Source organism: Limnospira sp. PMC 1279.21 (assembly GCF_032349615.1).
Classification (GTDB): Bacteria; Cyanobacteriota; Cyanobacteriia; order Cyanobacteriales; family Microcoleaceae; genus Limnospira; species Limnospira fusiformis.
The window spans coordinates 1-18822 of the sequence record NZ_JARPLU010000012.1 but is presented as its reverse complement, the minus strand read 5'-3'; the positions used below and the strand labels follow the sequence as shown (position 1 = coordinate 18822).

Below are 18822 nucleotides of genomic sequence, written 5' to 3'. Positions count from 1 at the left end.
ATTTAGGGTGATTTAACCAAAAGAAACCCCAACTTTACTCGCCAAATTTCGCACCGAGTCTACTAAAAGTTCCATAGGTTGAATAAAGTCCTCTAACTGTTCGATTAGCGGACTAATTACTTGTCTATGACTAGCCGCATCATCTTTCGCACCCCTGAGTTTATCCATTATGTTGTCAAGGGTTTCTCTCACCTCAGACACCGCAGAATCAGTCAATTCTTTTAACTCCGTTTCGATTTTCTCCTGTAACTCATCCAGTAATTCATCAATTTTTGACTCAATAATGTCACTGGTAATTTCACCGATTTTAGTTTCAAATTCTCCCTGAATTTCCGTAAAACTATTACCCATTTCTTCCAGGCGATCGCTCACTTCCTCCTCAGCCTCATTCACCTGATCATTTAACTCTTCTACCTGTTCCTGAGCGCTATTTTTTGCCTCCTCAATTTTATCTCGCAAAACTTGAATAGCATCACTCAGGTTTTCTTGAGCCTCCAGAAGTCGCTGTTGACCCTCCTGCAACTTTGCCTGTAATTCAGTCAGGCTATTTTGTGCTTCTTCTCCCGCATTATTAATCTCATCATTACCCGACTCCAACTCCTCTTTCAGAGCGATTAATTTTTCCTGAGCCGTCTGCATTTCCGAGCTTAATTGTTGTTGAGCATCACTGATAATTTCTTGCCAACTTTCCGCAATATTATTAGTTTCCTCAACCTCACTTTCTATTTCCGTTTGTTGTTCCCCAACCTCCTGCTGAAATTCATTCAAAGCATCAGCTATTTGCTCCATCAAAGCCTCAATTAAACCCTGTTTTTCTTCAACATTAGACTCGAGGACACGCACCGCATCTTTAATTTCTGTAGCTCCCCCAATTAAACTATTTAATTTATCCGGTGCTACCGAAGACATTTGAGCCAAAGAATTATAAACTTCTTCCATTGTCACTTTTCCTTAATATTTGAATAAGCACAAGCAGCATTCAACCGTCAAACTCAAGATAAAATGCCTCCCAAACTCAAAACTTGTTTGATAGTTCCGGTGGCGACCTTAGCTGCTACAATTTGCGGTAAAATCGGAGTTAGTGATGAAGTAACGGTCGCTCCCACTTTCATCATAACCATATTTTCTCCTACCTCTTGAATCATATCCGAGACCACATCATCAATAGCATCTTTAAAGGAATCCTCTAAATTGTCCTTGAGCGAGTCCTCAGCATAATCTTTGACATTCTCAAAAATTGCGCTTCCCCTTTCTTGAAGATTATCGGCTACTGCCGCCGCTTGACTACCAAGGGTGTTATATACATCCGTCAAAACCCCCTTAAAATTACTAAAATCATCAGTAATTTCTGATAATTTATCTTGAGCCAAAAATTGGCTAAAGTTTCCCAACAATGATTCTAACGAGTCCCTATGATTATCGGAAATTTCCGTAACTAAACCCTCAAAATTACCTTCTGTTTCTTCCTGATTGGTTGTCACTCGTTCCTCAAGATCCGATATCGCATCACCCAAGGTTTCAAACACCCCGATAGTGGTTTCCATGGCTTGATTTATCGCTTCTGTTAGTTGCTCGAAGCTGTCTTTGAGTTCCTCAAATGTGGATTTGGTTTCATCCATATCCCCATCCATTTCCGCGATATCATTATCTAACTCAGATTCAAATGTGCTGTAATTTTCTTCGATATTGGCTGAGGTTTCATCTAGGCTACCTTCAGCATCAGAAATACTTTGTAGTAGTTCTTCTAAGGCCGAAATCAACTCCTCTTGAGCCGAGGTAACATTAGACTCTTCAGTTTCTAGGGTTTCCACCAAATTAGAAAATGAGGTTTCGACAATTTCTGGGGTTTCTTCCAGGTCGTCACTCTCCCCTTCCAATTGTTCACAGAGTTGATCAAGTTGATCATAGGCTTGATCTAAGACATTTAACAAGTTGGTTAAATTCTCAGCCGATTCTTCTAATGATTGACCAAAATCTTCAGCGATCGCCATGGTCTTAACTCCCTAAAATTAACCTAATAAATCTCTAACTCTTGACAACACATCTAAAACCGGTCGCACCGCGTCCACCACATTATTAATATTATCGATAATATCCCCCAATTGTCCGTCTAACATTTCCTCGGATTTCTCTCCAGCTTCTCCTAAAGCACTGAGAGCCTCACTCAGAGATTCTGCACTTCCTAAAAGCTGACTTTTCGCCTCATCCACAAATTTATTAGTTATCGTATTGATAGCGTCTTCCGAAGCCGTGTCTAAGGCATTTTCCATCTCGGATTTTTGGTTATTGCTTTCCGATCGCAATGTCTCAAAATCCGAGGCAATTTGTTCAATTTTAGCCTCAATTTCACCTTGTAAAGCCTCGAATTGCTCAAAAAGGCTGTTTTTTTGACTATTAAAACCCTCCTGCAATTGTTCTATTTTATTGCGAAATTCCTCCACATTAGCTTTAGCCGTTTCACTTTGGGTCTGGGTTTCCGCCTCTGATGTTTCCACCTGTTGGGAAAGTTCCAATAACCCCGAATTTGTTGACTCAGCCTCCGACTCTAAATCTGATAATATCTCGGCTGCGTGGCTTTTTAACTCATCTAACTTAGCTTTAATCTCCGCTAAAGTAGATTCTACTTTTTCATCAACTTCGCTAATTTTTTCCTGGAGACTGCTGAGGTTTTCTTTCGCCGTTTCTAGTTCACTCTCTATGGCTTCGTCCGTGCTGTTGAGAGCAGCGAGCATCGTTTCAAATTGAGCCTTAGCGGTGTCGCCAGCGACGGTTAAGTTATTATCGATCGCTGTCAGAAACTGCTCAACCAGAGTGACACTGATCATAGCTCGATCTACTTCTTCAGATAAGGCTTGGGTTCTCGCCTCATTCTGTTCGATTAAATCTTCAATGGTTGCAATATCTGCCATACTAACGTCCTCCCAATTTAATGATGGGGATGGGTTGAGAAAATTGCCGTGCTTTTATTATATGCTAACTCACACTGAGATGCCCACAATTACGTTACAATTTTTTATATAAATCAGGGCGGGTTTGTTTCATTACCATATTTATCGAGTTTTGGTCGGAAAATTTAGGTTTTTTTTAGAATTGACGAGGGAGGCAAAATCGATCATAATATATTCAGATAACTTAACTTAATCAGGGAGCGGACACCCTATATTGTGCATAACCCCCCCAAACATAACCCCCCAAAAATTATTATAATAGTTGATTGGATTAGTCGATATGTCTGAATCTAACCTAAACAAATGTGCTGTCATTAAATTGTGTATTCCCGGTAATAAAAAACCAGATCATCCTGTGTTTCAGTATGATTTATCTGCGGCTAAAGAAGTTATTTTGGGTCGTGGTAAAGATGCTCATATTGTAGTTGATTCTCTTCAATATACAATGGTATCGCGGTATCACGCCAAAATTAAGCCAGTATTAGAAGGTTCTGTAGAACTGTGGGAAATTGAGGATCTTAATAGTGTCAATGGCACTTTTATTAATGGTGTGCGTATGGCGGTAAATCATCCCCTCCAAGCAGGCGATCGCATTAAACTTAGTGAGGATGGACCCGAATTTGTATTTGAATATCAAACCAAGCCTCAGCCGCCAACTTCTGATAATTCTCTCCCACCCATTGCGGAACCGATAATTGAGTCGGAACCCGAACCGATAATTGAGTCAGAACCCGAACCGATAATTGAGTCAGAACCCGAACCCATAATTGAGTCAGAACCCGAACCCATAATTGAGTCAGAACCCGAACCGATAATTGAGTCAGAACCCGAACCGATAATTGAGTCAGAACCCGAACCTGTAGCGGAGTCGGAACCCGAACCTGTAGCGGAGTCAGAACCCGAACCTGTAGCGGAGTCAGAACCCGAACCTGTAGCGGAGTCAGAAGGGGAAGACGAAAAGAGTCAGAGTAAGATTTTCGGGATACAAGCAGGGGAAATATCAGCACCGGGTCGAAGTTTGTGGACTCTGAACCCAGAAGCGGATATCCGAACTTTAGGGGGACATTCTAACTCTGTGCGATCGGTTGCTTTCAGTGGAGATGGTAAAATGTTAGCCAGTGCGAGTGCTGACAAAACCGTTAAACTTTGGAACCTGAGTAATGGAGAAGAGATCCGCACATTTGAGGGACACAGATCAGGAGTTAATGCGGTTGCTTTCAGTCCCGACGGTCAAATTATAGCTAGTGGTAGCCAAGATAAAACCATCAAACTTTGGGATATTAATACAGGAGAAGAAATCCAATCCTTAGCGGGTCATAAAATGGCAGTTAATGCTATTGCTTTTGCGCCGAATGGTGAAATTATCGCCAGTGGCGGTGGTGATAAAACCGTGAAATTATGGAGCCGCGAAACTGGTTTAGAAACGCTCAATATATCAGGACACAGATTAGCTATAACTGCCTTATCCATCAGTCCTAATAGTGAAATTATCGCCAGTGGTAGTGGAGATAAAACCATTAAACTATGGCAGGTAAAAACAGGGGAGGAAATTTTGACTATTGAGGGTGGTAAAACGGCGATTAATGCTCTGATGTTTAGTCCAGATGGCAAAATTTTAATTGCTGGAATTGATGATAAAACGGTGAAAGTTTGGCAATGGGAAACGCAGACAGAAATCCGCACTATTTCCGGTTATAGTTGGCAAGTAGGAGCGATCGCCATTAGTCCCGATGGACAAAATCTAGCTAGTGGTAGTGAAGACAATCAGATCAAAATTTGGTGTATCTAAGATTTACAAAATGTTAAAAGATTAACCCAATCCAGGGAATATCTACTAAAATGGAGTAGAGAGTTTCCAGTATAATAGCAGGCGGCAGATTCATGGCTGAACTAACCTTAGAGTGGGCAGAAGAGGGAAGGTTGAATAGCGCCAGTATTCGAGCCAACCAACCCAGCAAACATCCGGGAGTTTTCCGTATAGGTAGAGATGGGAGTCGCTGTGATTTAGTGTGCGTGGATCAGACGGTATCCGGTCTACATATCGAAATTTTTTTTAGTCCAGAGAATCACCAATTTTATCTACGATCGCTACGGGAAAGTAACCCGCCAATTGTAGATGGTAAATTGCTACCTGTGGGTGAGGAACCCCTAAATAATGGCAGCCATATTCAGTTAGGAAATATAGATTTTAAAGTCACAGCGATCGCCGCTGGAACCCAGCCAGTGTCGGGAGGGTTAGAACTACCGCCACCACCACCGGAACCGCCACCACCGCCGCCAGTTTCTCCGGTTAAGAAAGCATTACCCTGGTTGGGTGGAGTGGTATTAATGATCGGCTTGGGATGGGGAGGATTTTGGGTGTATAAATGGCAGGCTGCTGCACCGATCAGAAATGCGATCGCGGAGGCGGAACAAGCACTAGACCAGGGAGCTAGTTATCATCAACAGGGTAATATGGTAGCATCCCAGGAGTCTTATGAGACTTGTAAAACGGCATTAACCATAGAACCGACAACTACCGGGATGACACCTGTATTAAAATCCGAGTTAACAAGACTGTTAAAAAGTTGTGAGGATGGTCATGCGGCGGTGTTAATGAAACAGGCGAATAGTTTAGCGGAAGCGGGTTCTTGGCGGGGTGCGATCGATATGGCTTTACAGGTTCCCGAAAATACTTCTTCCTACTCAGAAGCGCAAAATTTCTTTAAGCAAGCATCTCAACGGATGGAGGAATTAGCGCAGGAACAATATCGCCAAGGTAATTATCAGCAGGCGGTAAAAATTGCTGAAGCTATCCCCGAAACGAGTCCCAACGCCGCCAGAGTTAAGCAAGAACTTTCCCAATGGGAGCAGGAGTGGAATCGGAATGAGAATTACCTAGAAAATGCGAGACAGGCGTTGAACCGAGAGGCTTGGAGGGAGGCGATCGCAGAAACGGAAAGGGTAGCATTATTGGGGGAATCACCGCGACAAGATAGCGAATATTGGAAACAAAAAGTGCAACCAATTATCGATCGCGCTAATGATCAGAAACGGGAGGAAGAAAGACGCATTGCGGAACAACAGCGCCAAGAAAGGCTGAATGCGGAAGCAGCAGAAGCGAGGAGACTAGCGGAAGCCGCCAAGCGAGAAGCAGAAGCCGCCAAGCGAGAAGCAGAAGCCGCCAAGCAAGAAGCGCAACGACAAACCAATCAGCCACAGCCACAGCCAGAGCCACAGCCACAGCCACAGCCGCAGCCACAGCCACAGCCGCAGCCACAGCCACAGCCAGAACAAACCAATCAGCCACAGCCAGAACAAACCAATCAGCCACCCGCAACCACGGGAGATGTTCCACCACCTCCAGCAACACCATCAGCAATTCCTGAGCAGGTAGAAGGTCCTCTGCTGTGGTAATAGGCTAAATTAAAGTTAAGTTTTGGGGATTCGATTATGTCTTTAAAAACTGATAAAATCGCGACTAGAATACAGGAAATTCACAGATTTTTGGGGTTGAGAAGTGACCGAGACCCGGCTTATCTGGAAATTGCCCAAACCCTGGAACAGCTAGAGTCTGAGTTAAACAGCGGAAAACTGAGAGGTAAAATTGTTAGTAGTTCCCCGGAGATAGGCGAGAGTTTTGACAATCTATTAAGCGATCGCCCTAATTTGTTAGAATCCTATGAATGGGAAACTCAGGTAATCAGCCAAACCCAACCCCAGTTATCTCCAGAATTAATTATTGTTGATGGATTAAGCGGGTCAGAAATCCAGCGTTATCCTCTTTCGGAACATGAGATTATCCAAGTGGGTCGCCATCGTAGTTGTCGGGTAAAAATTCCCAATGAGTATCATTTAATTAGTAACAAACACGCGGAAATTAAACCCATTGTTAACGGTAATATTCGCGGCTGGGAAATTAACGATCTGAACAGTACCAATGGCAGTTTTATTAATAATACGCCGCTAGACAATCATCATTTATTAACTGCTGATGAGTCGATTTTTTTGGGTTCTGCAATACCAATTACAGGCTGTATTGCTTTACATCTACAAGCATCACAGCCAGTTAATTCATCAATCAGCAATGGAGCCAGCGCCAAGGCGTTAACTGATGCGGATATACTATATATAATCATTGATGAGGAACAGCATATAGAGAGTCATAAGTCGGCAATTCAGCAAGCAATTAAAAACCAAATAGAGCATATATTTGTAATTTTAGACTGTCAAAAATTTGAGGATATATATAACAGTTTAAATACCGAATATCCTGGCGTTGAGGTAATCGATTTACCCAGCAATTTAGCAGCATATAATCCCGGAGATATTGAAGCAGAAGTGAAGCAGAAACTAGATAAACATTATGATTTTTTAGAAAAACTGGCAGCCAATCAGGGAGAAAAATTATTATTAAAACGCTTCAGCCAAAATATTCTTGAAAAACTAGAGGCGATCGAACAGGTTTTAGAACGAGAAATTGAGGCAGTTAAACAGAGTTGTCAACAAATGGAAGCACAGCTTAGTCTTTTACAGGCTAATGATTTAAAAGATGATATGAAAAAGGCTTTAAAAAAAGCTGGAGATGAGAAAGATAAGTTTTTCCGAATGCTTAAAAATGACCTCAATCAATCAAAAAATAATTTATTAGATGAGTTTCGGAAAAGTAGTTTATTCTATAAAATTCAGCAGTTTACTGATGATTTAAAATCCAGCGGAGTCCAGCGGGGCGCATATTTATATGTCCGACTACAAGCAGGAGATAATCCTAATGCTACGGGTCACTATCTGCACTTAAAAGCCATTCATGTTTGTCAAACAGAGTTGATCAAATGGTCTTCTGAAGAATGGCAAAGAATTGGTAATTTTTATGGCGGTGATGGTTTAAATGGGCTGCTAAAACGTATCTATGATATCCTGAACTTTGTGCCTAATTTATCATGGTCGGAATCCCTATTTCACCCCCCAGAAGATATAGATTTTAGAAGCATATTACAGGCTTCTGTGATTGAACCAACTTTTGAGAGTCGATATAAACAACCGAGTTTGTTCGGTTATTTATTTAAAAATCTGAAAGGTCAGGTGATATCTGGTGTGGGAACTATTATGCTGATGGGTAGTTTATTTATTCCAGCGGGTGGGGATGTCAAAGGTAGGATAGTGGCGATCTTGTTACCTATTTTTATGGTGACTACGCTGATATCTTATCATCAAGATAAAACCGCGAAAATTCAAGATAATACTGAAAAACTCAAGAAAGATATGAATAGCTATTATCAATCTTTCATTAAAAATATCAGCAATAATATTGTCCAAAATATGGGCTATGCTTTAGAACAGGAGGAAAGAAGAATTAGAGATGATTTAGAGGCGGTTAATGAGTGCTATAATGCTTATTTACTAAATAGCGAAAAACATCAGTTAGAGTTGCGGATGCAAAAAGACCAATATCAATCTAGCCAACGGAATTTGGAAAAAGATTTCGCGGAAGTGCAAAAATTCAAGAGACTTTAGTTATTAATCAGGGGATATTTTGACACCTAAGCGAGTTAAGTCTAACGCATAACCCCCAGTAACTAAATAAACGGAATCAGCATGAGTCCCCAGCAGTCGGACTAAACCCCCTAGCCGATCGCGAAAAAGGCGGCCCAAGGGATAAGGGGGAACCAACCCCCAACCGACTTCCTCAGCCACTAAAATCACGGGTCCAGTGACGGTTAATAAAACCTGTAATAACTCCGTAACCGCCTGTTCCCATTGTGATTCTTCCCAGTCCAATAAATTAGCCAACCAAGTCCCCAGAGAATCTACTAAAATACAATTATCCGCCGTTGCCACAGATGCTAAAGTAGTTGATAATGTGATGGGAACCTCTAAAGTTGTCCAATCGGAAGGGCGACGATCGCGATGTTTTTGAATGCGATCGCACCATTCGCGATCGTCATCATCAAAACCAGATGTGGCTATATAAATCACCGACTTGCGGTAATTTCTAGCGTAATTTTCCGCCCAATTTTCCGCCCACTCACTTTTACCCGATCGCACCGGACCAGTTACTAAAATTAATCTTCCCGTATCAGTCATCCCAATTTTTTGCTAATTGTCAACAGTTACCAAAACCACAGGTCAGCCACCCATGTCTAAATGGAAACTAACAACCGAATTTACATTCGATAGCGCCCACTATATCAAAGATTACAACGGCCCCTGTGGTCGCCTCCACGGACACACCTATAAAGTCCGAGTAGAAGCCACATCAAACCAACTGCACGGATCCGAATTTTGTCCCCACCCGGTGATGGTTGCCGATTTCCGCAGCCTGCGATGGGCCAAGAAAGATGTCAGCAAAGGCGGACTTGATCACGGTCTTCTCAATGAAATATTACCCCCCAACTACGAAACCACCGCCGAAATGATTGCCAAATTTATCTATGATGAAACCAAAAAGCGAGTCCCAGAGGGAGTACAGCTAAAAGTCATGGTTTCCGAAACAGCCAATTCCTGGGTTGAGTATGAAGACGAAACCTGATTTATAATAGGGACAGACCTTGGTTTGAGCAAATGAAAGTTCAATTTAATATTATCCGGCAAACTGCTTCAAGCGCGCCGCAAGTGCAAAGTTATCAGCTAGATGTTGATCCAGCTACTACTATTTTAGATAGTCTAAATCGGATCAAATGGGAACTTGACGGCACTTTAGCCTTTCGCAAAAACTGCCGAAATACCATCTGCGGTAGTTGTTCAATGAGGATTAATGGTCGCGCCGCCCTAGCTTGTAAAGAAAATGTGGCCAGTGAAGTCAAACGCCTACAAGACATTGCTGCTGCTAATTCAAGTTATACAGGCGGCGATGAGATTCCTGTATTAACCATTGCGCCCATGGGTAATATGCCTGTAATCAAAGACCTAGTGGTGGATATGACCCAATTCTGGGATAACCTGGAAGCGGTGGAACCTTATGTTAGTACACAGGCGCGTAAAATTCCTGAGCGGGAGTTTCTCCAGACTCCCGAAGAAAGGGAAAGTTTGAATCAAAATGGCAATTGTATCCTCTGTGGCGCTTGTTATTCTGAATGCAATGCCAAAGAGGTTAACCCGGCTTTTGTCGGTCCTCACGCCCTGGCTAAGGCTCAGAGAATGGTTGCTGATTCTCGTGACGCACGCACTGAGGAACGTTTAGAACAGTATAACCAGGATATTCAGGGAGTTTGGGGCTGTACCCGTTGCTACAACTGCAATACAGTTTGTCCGATGGAGGTGGCTCCTATGGACCAAATTGGTAAGATTAAGCATGAAATATTAGAACGTAAGCAGCCATCTGATAGTCGTCCTGTGCGCCACCGTAAGGTTATGGTTGAACTGGTGAAGCAAGGGGGATGGGTTGATGAGCGTAAATTTGGCTTAATGGTTGTGGGTAACTACTTACGAGATGTCCGAGGTATTCTCAGTATTGGTCCTTTGGGTGTTCGGATGCTTTTACGGGGTAAGTTTCCGTTTGGTTTTGAACCTTCTGAGGGAACTAAAACAGTGCGATCGCTCATTGAGTCTGTCCAAAGTTTGGAGAAGGAAAAGCCATAATTTCCCTGAACAATTAGCAGATTAAGTTAGCAGATTAAGCTACTAGGGTGGGTTGAGCAGTCTCGCATAACCCGCCCTTACTGTTTCTAGAAAATATTGAGTAATTAACTATGAGTGCATTAGTTTATCAAGGTGATTGCCTTAATATCATCAGCACTTGGGAGAAAGATAGCATTGATTTAATCTATCTTGACCCGCCATTTTTTTCGCAAAAAACCCATAAATTAACAACTAGAGATAGCCGCAAAGAGTTTTCTTTTCAAGATTTGTGGTCTTCTCATCAAGAATATGGGAATTTTATCTATCAACGTTTGCAAGAAATGTGGCGAATTTTGTCGCCATCTGGGTCTATTTTTGTTCATTGCGATCGCCATGCTTCACACCTGATTAGATTGTTGTTGGATGATGTTTTTAGTCCGCAAATGTTTCGCTCTGAAATTATTTGGCACTATAAACGCTGGTCTAATTCCCAGAAAGCCTTGCTACCAGCACATCAAACTATTTTTTACTATACCAAATCTGATGATTATACATTTAATTTTATTTATGGCGAATATTCGGAAACTACCAACGTAGATCAAATTCTCCAGCGCCGAAAACGAGATGAATATGGCAAGTCTATTTATGACAAAGACCTAGATGGTAATATTATCCCTAGTGGCGGTAAGAAAGGGGTTCCTCTTAGTGATGTTTGGGAAATACCCTATTTGAATCCTAAAGCTAAAGAAAGGGTCGGTTATCCTACCCAAAAACCGCTGCTTTTACTGGAACAAATTATTAAGATAGCTACCAATGAAGGTGATTTGATTTTAGATCCTTTCTGTGGTAGCGGTACCACTTTGGTGGCGGCTAGTTTACTCGGACGAAATTCTGTGGGAATTGATATATCTACTGATGCTGTCGAATTAACTAAAAAACGTTTGAGTGACCCGATTAAAACTAATTCTAATCTACTCACTAAAGGTCGCGATTCTTACAAAAATGTTGATGAAAGTGTGTTAGGACTACTATGGGGATTAGATTTTGCTGTGGTTCACAGAAATAAAGGAATTGATGCAATTCTTAGGTCTGATGTTAATGGTTGTCCTATTCCGGTTAGGGTTCAACGTAATCATGAGACTATAGTTGAGGCGGCTAACTATCTCTATAACGCCTCAAAAAATAAGAATGCTTTAGTTATGTTTTTGATTGCGATAAATGAAGGGGGCTATTTTTCGGATTTGGTCAGTTTACCCCCAGGTGTTAGGGTTATTAATGCGCCTGGATTATCCATCCTCAATTCATTAAGCCAATTAGATGATTGACCATCCATCTAGTTACCCAACCACCTCCCCGGTTAATTAACCCAAGAAATGGGTTAAATCTCTAGAGTTATTTTACTCAAAAATTAACTATTTTCTGTGGCTTTAGCTAGACGGTTAGCTAAATCGATGATATCCTCTCGACGCGCGATCGCCTTTACCCACTCGGAAGGTATTTGTTCAAAACCATAATAAATCCCTGCTAGACCTCCTGTAACCGCGCCAGTCGTATCGGTATCAGAACCTAAATTAACTGCTGTTAGGACAGCTTCAGCATAGGAAGAAGTCTTTAATAGACACCACAGAGATGCTTCTAAGGTATGAACTACATAACCATCAGAGGCGATCGCATTTTCCGGTAAACTTTCAATTTCACCAGTCCACACTCGTTTAAACTCTGGTAATTCCGACTTAAAGGGTGGTTTAGTATAAATAGCTTCAACCGCTTTAAGTCCTTCAATATAGGCGGTTTTGATATCCATACCCTGTAATAAACACACAGCAATACTAATGTAAATACCACAAGCCATTTGCGATCGCGGATGACCATGGGTAAGGCGAGAACAGTCGTGAACCCGTTTAATTAATTCGGGAAATTCCAGGGACTTATAACCATAAGCTAAAGGTAAAATTCGCATTAACGAGCCATTCCCATTATCACGAATATCTGTTCCTCCTGCTGCTATAGGTTCCACCCCTTCACGCAATCTACTAATCGCCCTGTAAGTAGTCCCACCAATATCAAACGCATTACCATAAGGTGTCCAGTAACCCTCATAAATCCACTTACAAAAAGCCTTAGCTATCTCATGCAAATTATAGCCATTACAGAGACTTTCAGCCAAACAAAAAGTCAGAGAACTATCATCAGACCAAGTTCCTGCGGGTTGATGGTAAGTACCATAGCCGACCATAGTTGTTATCGGTTTTTCTTGACAATCACTGCGGCTATTAAATTCTACCGGAACTCCCAGAGCATCGCCTACACAGACTCCCATTAAACCAGACAAAAATGGAGAATATTGCATTATTTGACCTCAATTGACTTGCTAACTTTTTGCCTCAAATTTGCCAATTCTTCGGAAATTTCAAGGGTCGGGAAAATCGGATGATCAAACCTACGATATTCTGGGGGAAGACTGGCAACCGAGGCGGCGGTGCGTTCAGCAATGGCGGCTAAAGGCTCTGGCTGATTGACCAGTTTTCCGTCTTTCATGACCAATTGCAATAAGCCGATAGATGATGGATTAATACTCTCGCTTTCGTCCATTAAACAGAGGCGATCGCCTTTCATTTTACCCCCTTCCATGAGCCGATAAATTTGCTTACGTCCCGGATAAGTCACCTTACTACTAGACTCTTTCATCACCGGAATACCATCAATTTCTACCAGCTTATAAACTCCATTAACCGGAGTTCCACTCACCAGTTTAGTCCCTATTCCGTAGCCATTAATAGGAGCCTCAGCCCCTTTTAAACGAGCAATTTCTACCTCGTCAATATCCCCACTAGCAAAAATTTCCACCTCTGGTAATAGCGATCGCACTTGTTTAGATAATTCTACCATATCTCCAGAGTCTAATCTTACCCCCTGCACCTGAATTTTTCCAGCTTTGACCTGTTCAGCTAACCGTTGTGCTGCTTTCACCGTGTCATAGGTATCAATTAACAAAGGTGCGCCGGGGAAATAATGGTGAAAAGCCTCAAAAGCCGCATCTTCATTTTCATCAATAGCAGCGATCGCCATTACCAAAGCATGAGCCATTGTTCCCCTTGGTTTTCTACCTAATTTCAAAGCCGCCAACACATTAGAAGTACCATCAAAACCCGCCCCCAAAGCCGCCCGCGCCGCCCACAAAGATGCTTGGGGACTAAAAGCCCGCCGAGTTCCAAACTCCAATAATTTCGCATCAGGTCCCGCTGCATCGCGCATTCTGGCTGCTTTGGTAGCAATTAAAGTTTGATAATTTATGGTATTTAAAAGGTAAGTTTCTACAATTTGAGCTTGCCATAAAGGAGCCTCAATTCGCAAGATTGGTTCATTCGCAAATACCGCCGTACCTTCCGGGACAGCCCACACATTCCCGCTAAATTTGGCTTCGGCTAACACCGACCAAAAGCGATTATTAACATGGCTGAAAATTCCCAATGATTGCAGTTGTTCAATTTGAGATGAGTTAAACTTGAGGTTTGCCAAATAGTCTAATGCCTGGGTTAAACCCATAGCTATTAAGTAACCAAAGTGATCCGGTAACTTTCTGGTGAACAGTTCAAAACTGGCGGGTTTATTCTCAATTCCTTCCCCCACATAACAGGCTGTCATTGTTAATTGATACAGATCTGTTAGTAAGCTATACTCATCAGGACTTAAAGACATAGCACGGTCTTCTGATGCAAAGTCCATGGGTTAGATACCTTGATATATATACTGTCTTTTCTAATTATATAGCCATTGGCGATGTACATCTAAACTTCCCTCGCCCTATCTGACTATTTGAGACAGAGGTTGGGGTGAAGGCGACGGATATCATGTAGGCGCGGGTTCTGCCCCCCTCTCCGACGGGGTTGTTAATTACATATACAACCCATAAGATTAGTCAATTCCTTATCTGGGATCAAGGAAATTTACGGTACATATAATCAATGCCATAACTAGCCCATATAAGGTTAAACATTAATTAAGATATGGTTAATTTTGGCTAAATTCCTGGTCAGAGCATTAAACCATGATAGACTGATAAATGGAGACTAGCATCTACAGAAGGTTAACCGCAAAACATCGTACAATGAGTTAGGTTGAAAAAATTAGTCATGAACGTTTGTATTGAAGATTGCACCCCTCGGTCTGCATCGGTGTTTTCACGTAGCAATTTGCGCTTAGAGTCTACCCTACAAGAATTGTCTCTGTATGACTTTCAAGTAGATCTAGATCAAGTGGGAATGGTGTTGGCGAAAATGTTTGAAACTAACCCCACTATCCCCGGAGTTATTTTAAACCATGATAGCCAGTTTATTGGCATGATTTCCCGGCGGCGTTTTTTGGAGCATCTCAGTCGTCCTTATGGTCGGGAACTGTTTTTACCTAGGTCTATTCGAGCCCTCTATAAATTGTCTCAGGTGGAGTTATTAATACTTCCCGGAGATACTCTGATAGTTGATGCAGCACGGCTGGCTATTATGCGATCGCCTGAACAAATTTATGAGCCAATTATTGTGCAAATTTCCGAGACTGATTATCGGCTATTAGATACCCAACAACTATTGATTTTTCAGTCTTTTATTCATCAACTAGCCACCGAATTATTACAAGAACAAACCCAGTCCCAATTAATGCAAACTGAAAAGTTAGCAAGTCTAGGTCAAATGGTCGCGGGAGTGGCTCACGAAATCCGTAATCCTGTAGGCTGCATTGTCGGAAATACTCACTGTTTAACTCAGTATTATGAAGATATTATGCAGTTAATTAACGCCTACGAACAGGAATTAATTACTCCCCGACCAAGTATTGAAGAGTTAAAAGAAGATATTGATTGGGAATTCCTCAAAAATGATGGCTTGCAAATGCTCAAAAGTATTCAAGTTTCTTCTGAACAGTTGAAGCACCTAGTCAACAGTTTACGCACCTTTTCCCACATGGAGAATAAACAAAGGCGGGAGACAGATATTCATGAATGTTTAGACAGTACCCTAATTATTCTAAAAAACCGCCTAAAAGTTGGGATTGATGTCATTAAAAGCTATGGGAATTTACCCAAGTTTTTGGGTTATTCTGGGCTGCTTAGTCAAGTATTTATGAATCTGTTGGCTAATGCGATCGATGCTTTAGAAGAAACCGCCAATCATAGCCCTAATACTGCCAAAATCTGGATTTCCACCCATGTAGCGGATAGTTGTCCTTCCCAATTGCGATCGCTCATAATTCCCCCCAAAAATCACCCAGAATATCCCCAAAATACCGAATCATCAGAAGACCCATCAACACCGAATAGCCAATATATTGTGATTCGGATTACCGACAATGGCCCTGGCATCCCCAAAGAAATCCAAAACCGGATTTTCGATAACTTTTTCACTACCAAGTCCGCCGAAAAAGGTACAGGTTTAGGACTAGCAATTAGTCATCAAATTATTTACGAGAAACATGGTGGTTGTTTGCATCTCCTTTCCACCCCCGGTATCGGCACCGAATTTGAGATAGTCTTACCTTTGATTTAGGAGTATGATATAATCCGGTAAGTACCCCACCCACATACATCTAAGTAAGTATTAGGTACAAACAGCAATGGCGGTAAAGACTAAGCCAATTTCCCTATCAGCCTCATTAACCAGACTAGACTTGCGGTTGATTTTCCCACAACCGGGAAAACTTAACTTAAAATAGCAGTATGGGAAATTAATCAGCAAAGACTAAGCCAATTTCCCTATCAGCCTCATTAACCAGACTAGACTTGCGGTTGATTTTCCCACAACCGGGAAAACTTAACTTAAAATAGCAGTGTGGGAAATTAATCAGCCGATAGATAGGAAGCCGTCAATATGCGAAGACGACAATTTTTAACTTTTGGCGCTCAATTGTGCGCCGCCACGATCGCCACATTAGGAAGCTACGGTTGGATCGCCAGAAGTGCCGCCACCACCCCTAACCCCAAAAGGTTAATCGTCCTATTTTTGCGGGGAGGAATTGACGGATTAAATGTAGTTGTCCCCTATGGCGACAGTGACTATTATCAGGCTAGACCAGCGATCGCCATTCCCCGACCCCAACAGGAGGGAGGCGCAATTAAGCTAGACCAACACTTTGGCTTACACCCCAGCCTAAACTCCCTGCTTCCGCTATGGAACCAAGGAAGTTTAGCTTTTGTTCACGCCTGCGGTTCTCCTGACCCCACCCGGTCTCACTTTGAGGCTCAACACTATATGGAAGTGGGTACACCAGGAAATAAAAGAACCCCCGACGGTTGGATGAACCGCCTACTGGGCTTGTTACCAGGACAAAACCCCGTAGATGCGGTGAGTGTCGGTCAGTCGATATCTGCCATTCTATCAGGTTCTCAGCCAGTTAGCAATATCTCCCTAGGTCGCAATGCCTCCCGCCAAATGCCCATAGATCGCGATCAGGTGCGAGCCACCTTTGACCGACTCTATGCCAATAATGACCCCCTCAGCGTGGCTTATCAGGAAGGTAGAAGCGCCCGCGATCAACTCATTAGGGAATTAGAGGCGGAAATGGTCGCCGCGAATAATGGTGCGCCTCTACCTGCTGGTTTAGCTGGGAATGCTCAACAATTAGCGACTTTGGTAGTGCGTGACCCACAGATTAGATTAGCATTTCTCGATGTTGGGGGATGGGATACCCATGTTAACCAGGGTTCAAGTCGGGGGTTAATGGCGAACCGTCTGGAAAGGTTAGGGGAGGGCTTGGTGGCGCTAGTGGATAGGCTGGGTTCCGTTTATAGCAATACCACTATTGTGGTGATGTCAGAATTTGGTCGCACAGTGCGAGAAAATGGCAATGGCGGCACTGATCACGGACGTGGTAATGTTTTATGGGTTTTGGGTGGTTCCGTGCGTGGTGGTCGCGTTTATGGGAGTTGGCCAGGTTTGTCTGACTCCGAGTTATACGAGGGACGGGATCTGGCTGTGACGACGGATTTTCGAGATGTGATTAGCCCGATTTTAACTTCTCAGTTTGGGTTAACTGCTTCTCAGTTAGGGCAGGTATTTCCAGGATACCGCCCCACTGGCAACTTTTCGGAGATTGTTTAATTGATGGAGGTTGTCCGGTTTGGGGTGTTCCCGGTCAGCCAACTTATTAACTATCCATCATCAATTGATTAATTGGGCATAATATCTCATGGGATTAACAGCAGAAAATCATGGTAAAATCAAACGAGTTGCCATTGTGGGTGGCACTCATGGCAATGAATGGACGGGAGTTTATTTGATTAAGAAATTTGAGCGATCGCCTGAATTATTGCGGCGTTCTAATTTTGAGACTTTCACACTATTAGCTAATCCCCGCGCCTGGGAAATTAATCGTCGCTATGTTGATCGTGATTTAAACCGCTGTTTTCGGCGGGAAGATTTAGAACATCCCAATTCTGATATTTATGAAATTCAGCGATCGCAATGGATAGCCAGCCAGTGGGGACCCCAAAGCCCATCTCCTGTTGATACCATCATTGATTTACACAGCAGCACCGCCCACATGGGATTAACCTTAATTTGGGTAAAAAATAATGCTTTTAATCGCCAAGTTACCGCCTATTTAAAAAGCATTTTTCCCGAAATAAATATCTACAGTTGGATCGAATCTGAATCGGAACCGGCAAACCCCTCCCTCAAATCTTTGTCTAATTACGGATTTTCCATCGAAGTCGGACCCATTGCGCCAGGGATGTTAGATGCGGCATTATTTCTGAAAGCGGAAAAGGTGATTTATGCGATTTTAGACTACATAGAAAAGTATAATCGGGGGGAGATTATCCACAGCGATCGCACTCTCACCATATACCAGTTTATCAAACAGATAGACTATCCCCGCACGGCGACGGGGGAACTCGCCGCCATGATTCACCCACAACTACAGGGGAGGGATTATCAACAGCTAAACCCGGGCGATCCGATGTTTTTACAGTTTGACGGAACCACCATTTATTACCAGGGAGAAACCCCCGTCTGGCCGATTTTTATCAATGAGGCAGCCTACTACGAAAAAGCGATCGCCATGATTTTCACCGAACCCCAAACCTTAATAATTAATAATTAATAATTAATAATTAATAATTGTCGGGGTGGGTTCCGCTGTCAATTTTCTGCCCATGAGAAACCCGGTTTATTTGAGAAACCGGGTTTCTTGACCACGGCGATAATTAATAATTGTCGGGGTGGGTTCCGCTGTCAATTTTCTGCCCATGAGAAACCCGGTTTATTTGAGAAACCGGGTTTCTTGACCACGGCGATAATTAATAATTGTCGGGGTGGGTTCCGCTGTCAATTTTCTGCCCATGAGAAAC

16 protein-coding genes are annotated in these 18822 nt (G+C 42.6%); 9 read left to right on the top strand and 7 right to left on the bottom strand.

The window, feature by feature from the left end:
- Positions 1-12: 12 nt before the first annotated feature.
- Genes P5683_RS03345 through P5683_RS03335 form a run of 3 tightly spaced genes read right to left on the bottom strand, consistent with a single transcriptional unit; the run spans position 13 to position 2909 of the window.
- The gene (locus tag P5683_RS03345; protein WP_006624995.1) at positions 13-939 is read right to left on the bottom strand and encodes a hypothetical protein; all 927 of its coding nucleotides are present in this window, start codon (positions 937-939) and stop codon (positions 13-15) included.
- A 53-nt stretch (positions 940-992) separates the two neighbouring features.
- On the bottom strand, positions 993-1991 hold the full coding sequence (locus tag P5683_RS03340) for a hypothetical protein (protein ID WP_006624994.1): 999 nt from the start codon (positions 1989-1991) through the stop codon (positions 993-995).
- A gap of 18 nt (positions 1992-2009) precedes the next feature.
- Positions 2010-2909: a hypothetical protein gene (locus tag P5683_RS03335; RefSeq protein WP_193521057.1), complete on the bottom strand. Its 900-nt coding sequence runs from the start codon at positions 2907-2909 to the stop codon at positions 2010-2012.
- Between the two features lie 319 nt (positions 2910-3228).
- Here P5683_RS03335 and P5683_RS03330 point away from each other — a divergent pair, with 319 nt between their 5' ends.
- From P5683_RS03330 to P5683_RS03320, 3 genes are all read left to right on the top strand, one after another.
- On the top strand, positions 3229-4737 hold the full coding sequence (locus P5683_RS03330) for an FHA domain-containing protein (RefSeq protein ID WP_315669415.1): 1509 nt from the start codon (positions 3229-3231) through the stop codon (positions 4735-4737).
- 92 nt (positions 4738-4829) lie between these two features.
- Positions 4830-6344: an FHA domain-containing protein gene (locus P5683_RS03325; RefSeq protein WP_006624991.1), complete on the top strand. Its 1515-nt coding sequence runs from the start codon at positions 4830-4832 to the stop codon at positions 6342-6344.
- 36 nt (positions 6345-6380) lie between these two features.
- Positions 6381-8441, top strand: coding sequence for an FHA domain-containing protein (locus tag P5683_RS03320; protein ID WP_315641762.1), 2061 nt, complete (start codon positions 6381-6383; stop codon positions 8439-8441).
- Between the two features lie 3 nt (positions 8442-8444).
- On the opposite strand, the gene cobU is transcribed toward P5683_RS03320, so the two are convergent.
- Entirely contained in the window at positions 8445-9011 is a 567-nt protein-coding gene (gene cobU / locus P5683_RS03315; protein ID WP_006624989.1) for a bifunctional adenosylcobinamide kinase/adenosylcobinamide-phosphate guanylyltransferase, read from the bottom strand.
- A 52-nt stretch (positions 9012-9063) separates the two neighbouring features.
- On the opposite strand from cobU, the gene P5683_RS03310 reads away from it, so the two are divergent.
- The 3 genes from P5683_RS03310 to P5683_RS03300 all read left to right on the top strand — a co-directional run bounded on the left by P5683_RS03310 (position 9064) and on the right by P5683_RS03300 (position 11809).
- A complete protein-coding gene (locus P5683_RS03310; protein ID WP_006670643.1) occupies positions 9064-9456 on the top strand; it encodes a 6-pyruvoyl tetrahydropterin synthase family protein in 393 nt (130 codons plus the stop codon).
- A gap of 32 nt (positions 9457-9488) precedes the next feature.
- Entirely contained in the window at positions 9489-10505 is a 1017-nt protein-coding gene (locus P5683_RS03305; RefSeq protein ID WP_006624987.1) for a succinate dehydrogenase/fumarate reductase iron-sulfur subunit, read from the top strand.
- 110 nt (positions 10506-10615) lie between these two features.
- The gene (locus tag P5683_RS03300; protein WP_006624986.1) at positions 10616-11809 is read left to right on the top strand and encodes a site-specific DNA-methyltransferase; all 1194 of its coding nucleotides are present in this window, start codon (positions 10616-10618) and stop codon (positions 11807-11809) included.
- Between the two features lie 83 nt (positions 11810-11892).
- Here P5683_RS03300 and P5683_RS03295 read toward each other — a convergent pair whose 3' ends face one another.
- Entirely contained in the window at positions 11893-12834 is a 942-nt protein-coding gene (locus tag P5683_RS03295; protein WP_315639019.1) for an ADP-ribosylglycohydrolase family protein, read from the bottom strand.
- Entirely contained in the window at positions 12834-14210 is a 1377-nt protein-coding gene (locus P5683_RS03290; RefSeq protein ID WP_006624984.1) for a nicotinate phosphoribosyltransferase, read from the bottom strand. The genes P5683_RS03295 and P5683_RS03290 overlap by 1 nt, the downstream gene beginning before the upstream one ends.
- A 407-nt stretch (positions 14211-14617) precedes the next feature.
- Between P5683_RS03290 and P5683_RS03285 the strand changes: the two genes are divergently transcribed.
- Positions 14618-16021 carry a HAMP domain-containing sensor histidine kinase gene (locus tag P5683_RS03285; protein WP_315639016.1) on the top strand — a complete coding sequence of 468 codons (1404 nt, stop codon included), beginning with the start codon at positions 14618-14620 and terminating at the stop codon, positions 16019-16021.
- A 51-nt stretch (positions 16022-16072) separates the two neighbouring features.
- Here the strand turns inward: P5683_RS03285 and P5683_RS03280 are convergent, their stop codons facing one another.
- Complete coding sequence (locus P5683_RS03280; RefSeq protein ID WP_187757688.1) at positions 16073-16210, bottom strand: hypothetical protein; 138 nt, start codon at positions 16208-16210, stop codon at positions 16073-16075.
- Positions 16211-16342: 132 nt separating this feature from the next.
- Here P5683_RS03280 and P5683_RS03275 point away from each other — a divergent pair, with 132 nt between their 5' ends.
- A complete protein-coding gene (locus tag P5683_RS03275; RefSeq protein WP_006670640.1) occupies positions 16343-17572 on the top strand; it encodes a DUF1501 domain-containing protein in 1230 nt (409 codons plus the stop codon).
- An 88-nt stretch (positions 17573-17660) separates the two neighbouring features.
- Complete coding sequence (locus P5683_RS03270) at positions 17661-18575, top strand: aspartoacylase (protein ID WP_006624981.1); 915 nt, start codon at positions 17661-17663, stop codon at positions 18573-18575.
- The last annotated feature ends 247 nt before the right edge of the window (positions 18576-18822 follow it).

Coding starts and splice junctions, on each gene's coding strand:
- P5683_RS03345 (WP_006624995.1), bottom strand. CDS start 939: ATGGAAGAAGTTTATAATTCTTTGGCTCAAATGTCTTCGGTAGCACCG.
- P5683_RS03340 (WP_006624994.1), bottom strand. CDS start 1,991: ATGGCGATCGCTGAAGATTTTGGTCAATCATTAGAAGAATCGGCTGAG.
- P5683_RS03335 (WP_193521057.1), bottom strand. CDS start 2,909: ATGGCAGATATTGCAACCATTGAAGATTTAATCGAACAGAATGAGGCG.
- P5683_RS03330 (WP_315669415.1), top strand. CDS start 3,229: ATGTCTGAATCTAACCTAAACAAATGTGCTGTCATTAAATTGTGTATT.
- P5683_RS03325 (WP_006624991.1), top strand. CDS start 4,830: ATGGCTGAACTAACCTTAGAGTGGGCAGAAGAGGGAAGGTTGAATAGC.
- P5683_RS03320 (WP_315641762.1), top strand. CDS start 6,381: ATGTCTTTAAAAACTGATAAAATCGCGACTAGAATACAGGAAATTCAC.
- cobU (WP_006624989.1), bottom strand. CDS start 9,011: ATGACTGATACGGGAAGATTAATTTTAGTAACTGGTCCGGTGCGATCG.
- P5683_RS03310 (WP_006670643.1), top strand. CDS start 9,064: ATGTCTAAATGGAAACTAACAACCGAATTTACATTCGATAGCGCCCAC.
- P5683_RS03305 (WP_006624987.1), top strand. CDS start 9,489: ATGAAAGTTCAATTTAATATTATCCGGCAAACTGCTTCAAGCGCGCCG.
- P5683_RS03300 (WP_006624986.1), top strand. CDS start 10,616: ATGAGTGCATTAGTTTATCAAGGTGATTGCCTTAATATCATCAGCACT.
- P5683_RS03295 (WP_315639019.1), bottom strand. CDS start 12,834: ATGCAATATTCTCCATTTTTGTCTGGTTTAATGGGAGTCTGTGTAGGC.
- P5683_RS03290 (WP_006624984.1), bottom strand. CDS start 14,210: ATGGACTTTGCATCAGAAGACCGTGCTATGTCTTTAAGTCCTGATGAG.
- P5683_RS03285 (WP_315639016.1), top strand. CDS start 14,618: ATGAACGTTTGTATTGAAGATTGCACCCCTCGGTCTGCATCGGTGTTT.
- P5683_RS03275 (WP_006670640.1), top strand. CDS start 16,343: ATGCGAAGACGACAATTTTTAACTTTTGGCGCTCAATTGTGCGCCGCC.
- P5683_RS03270 (WP_006624981.1), top strand. CDS start 17,661: ATGGGATTAACAGCAGAAAATCATGGTAAAATCAAACGAGTTGCCATT.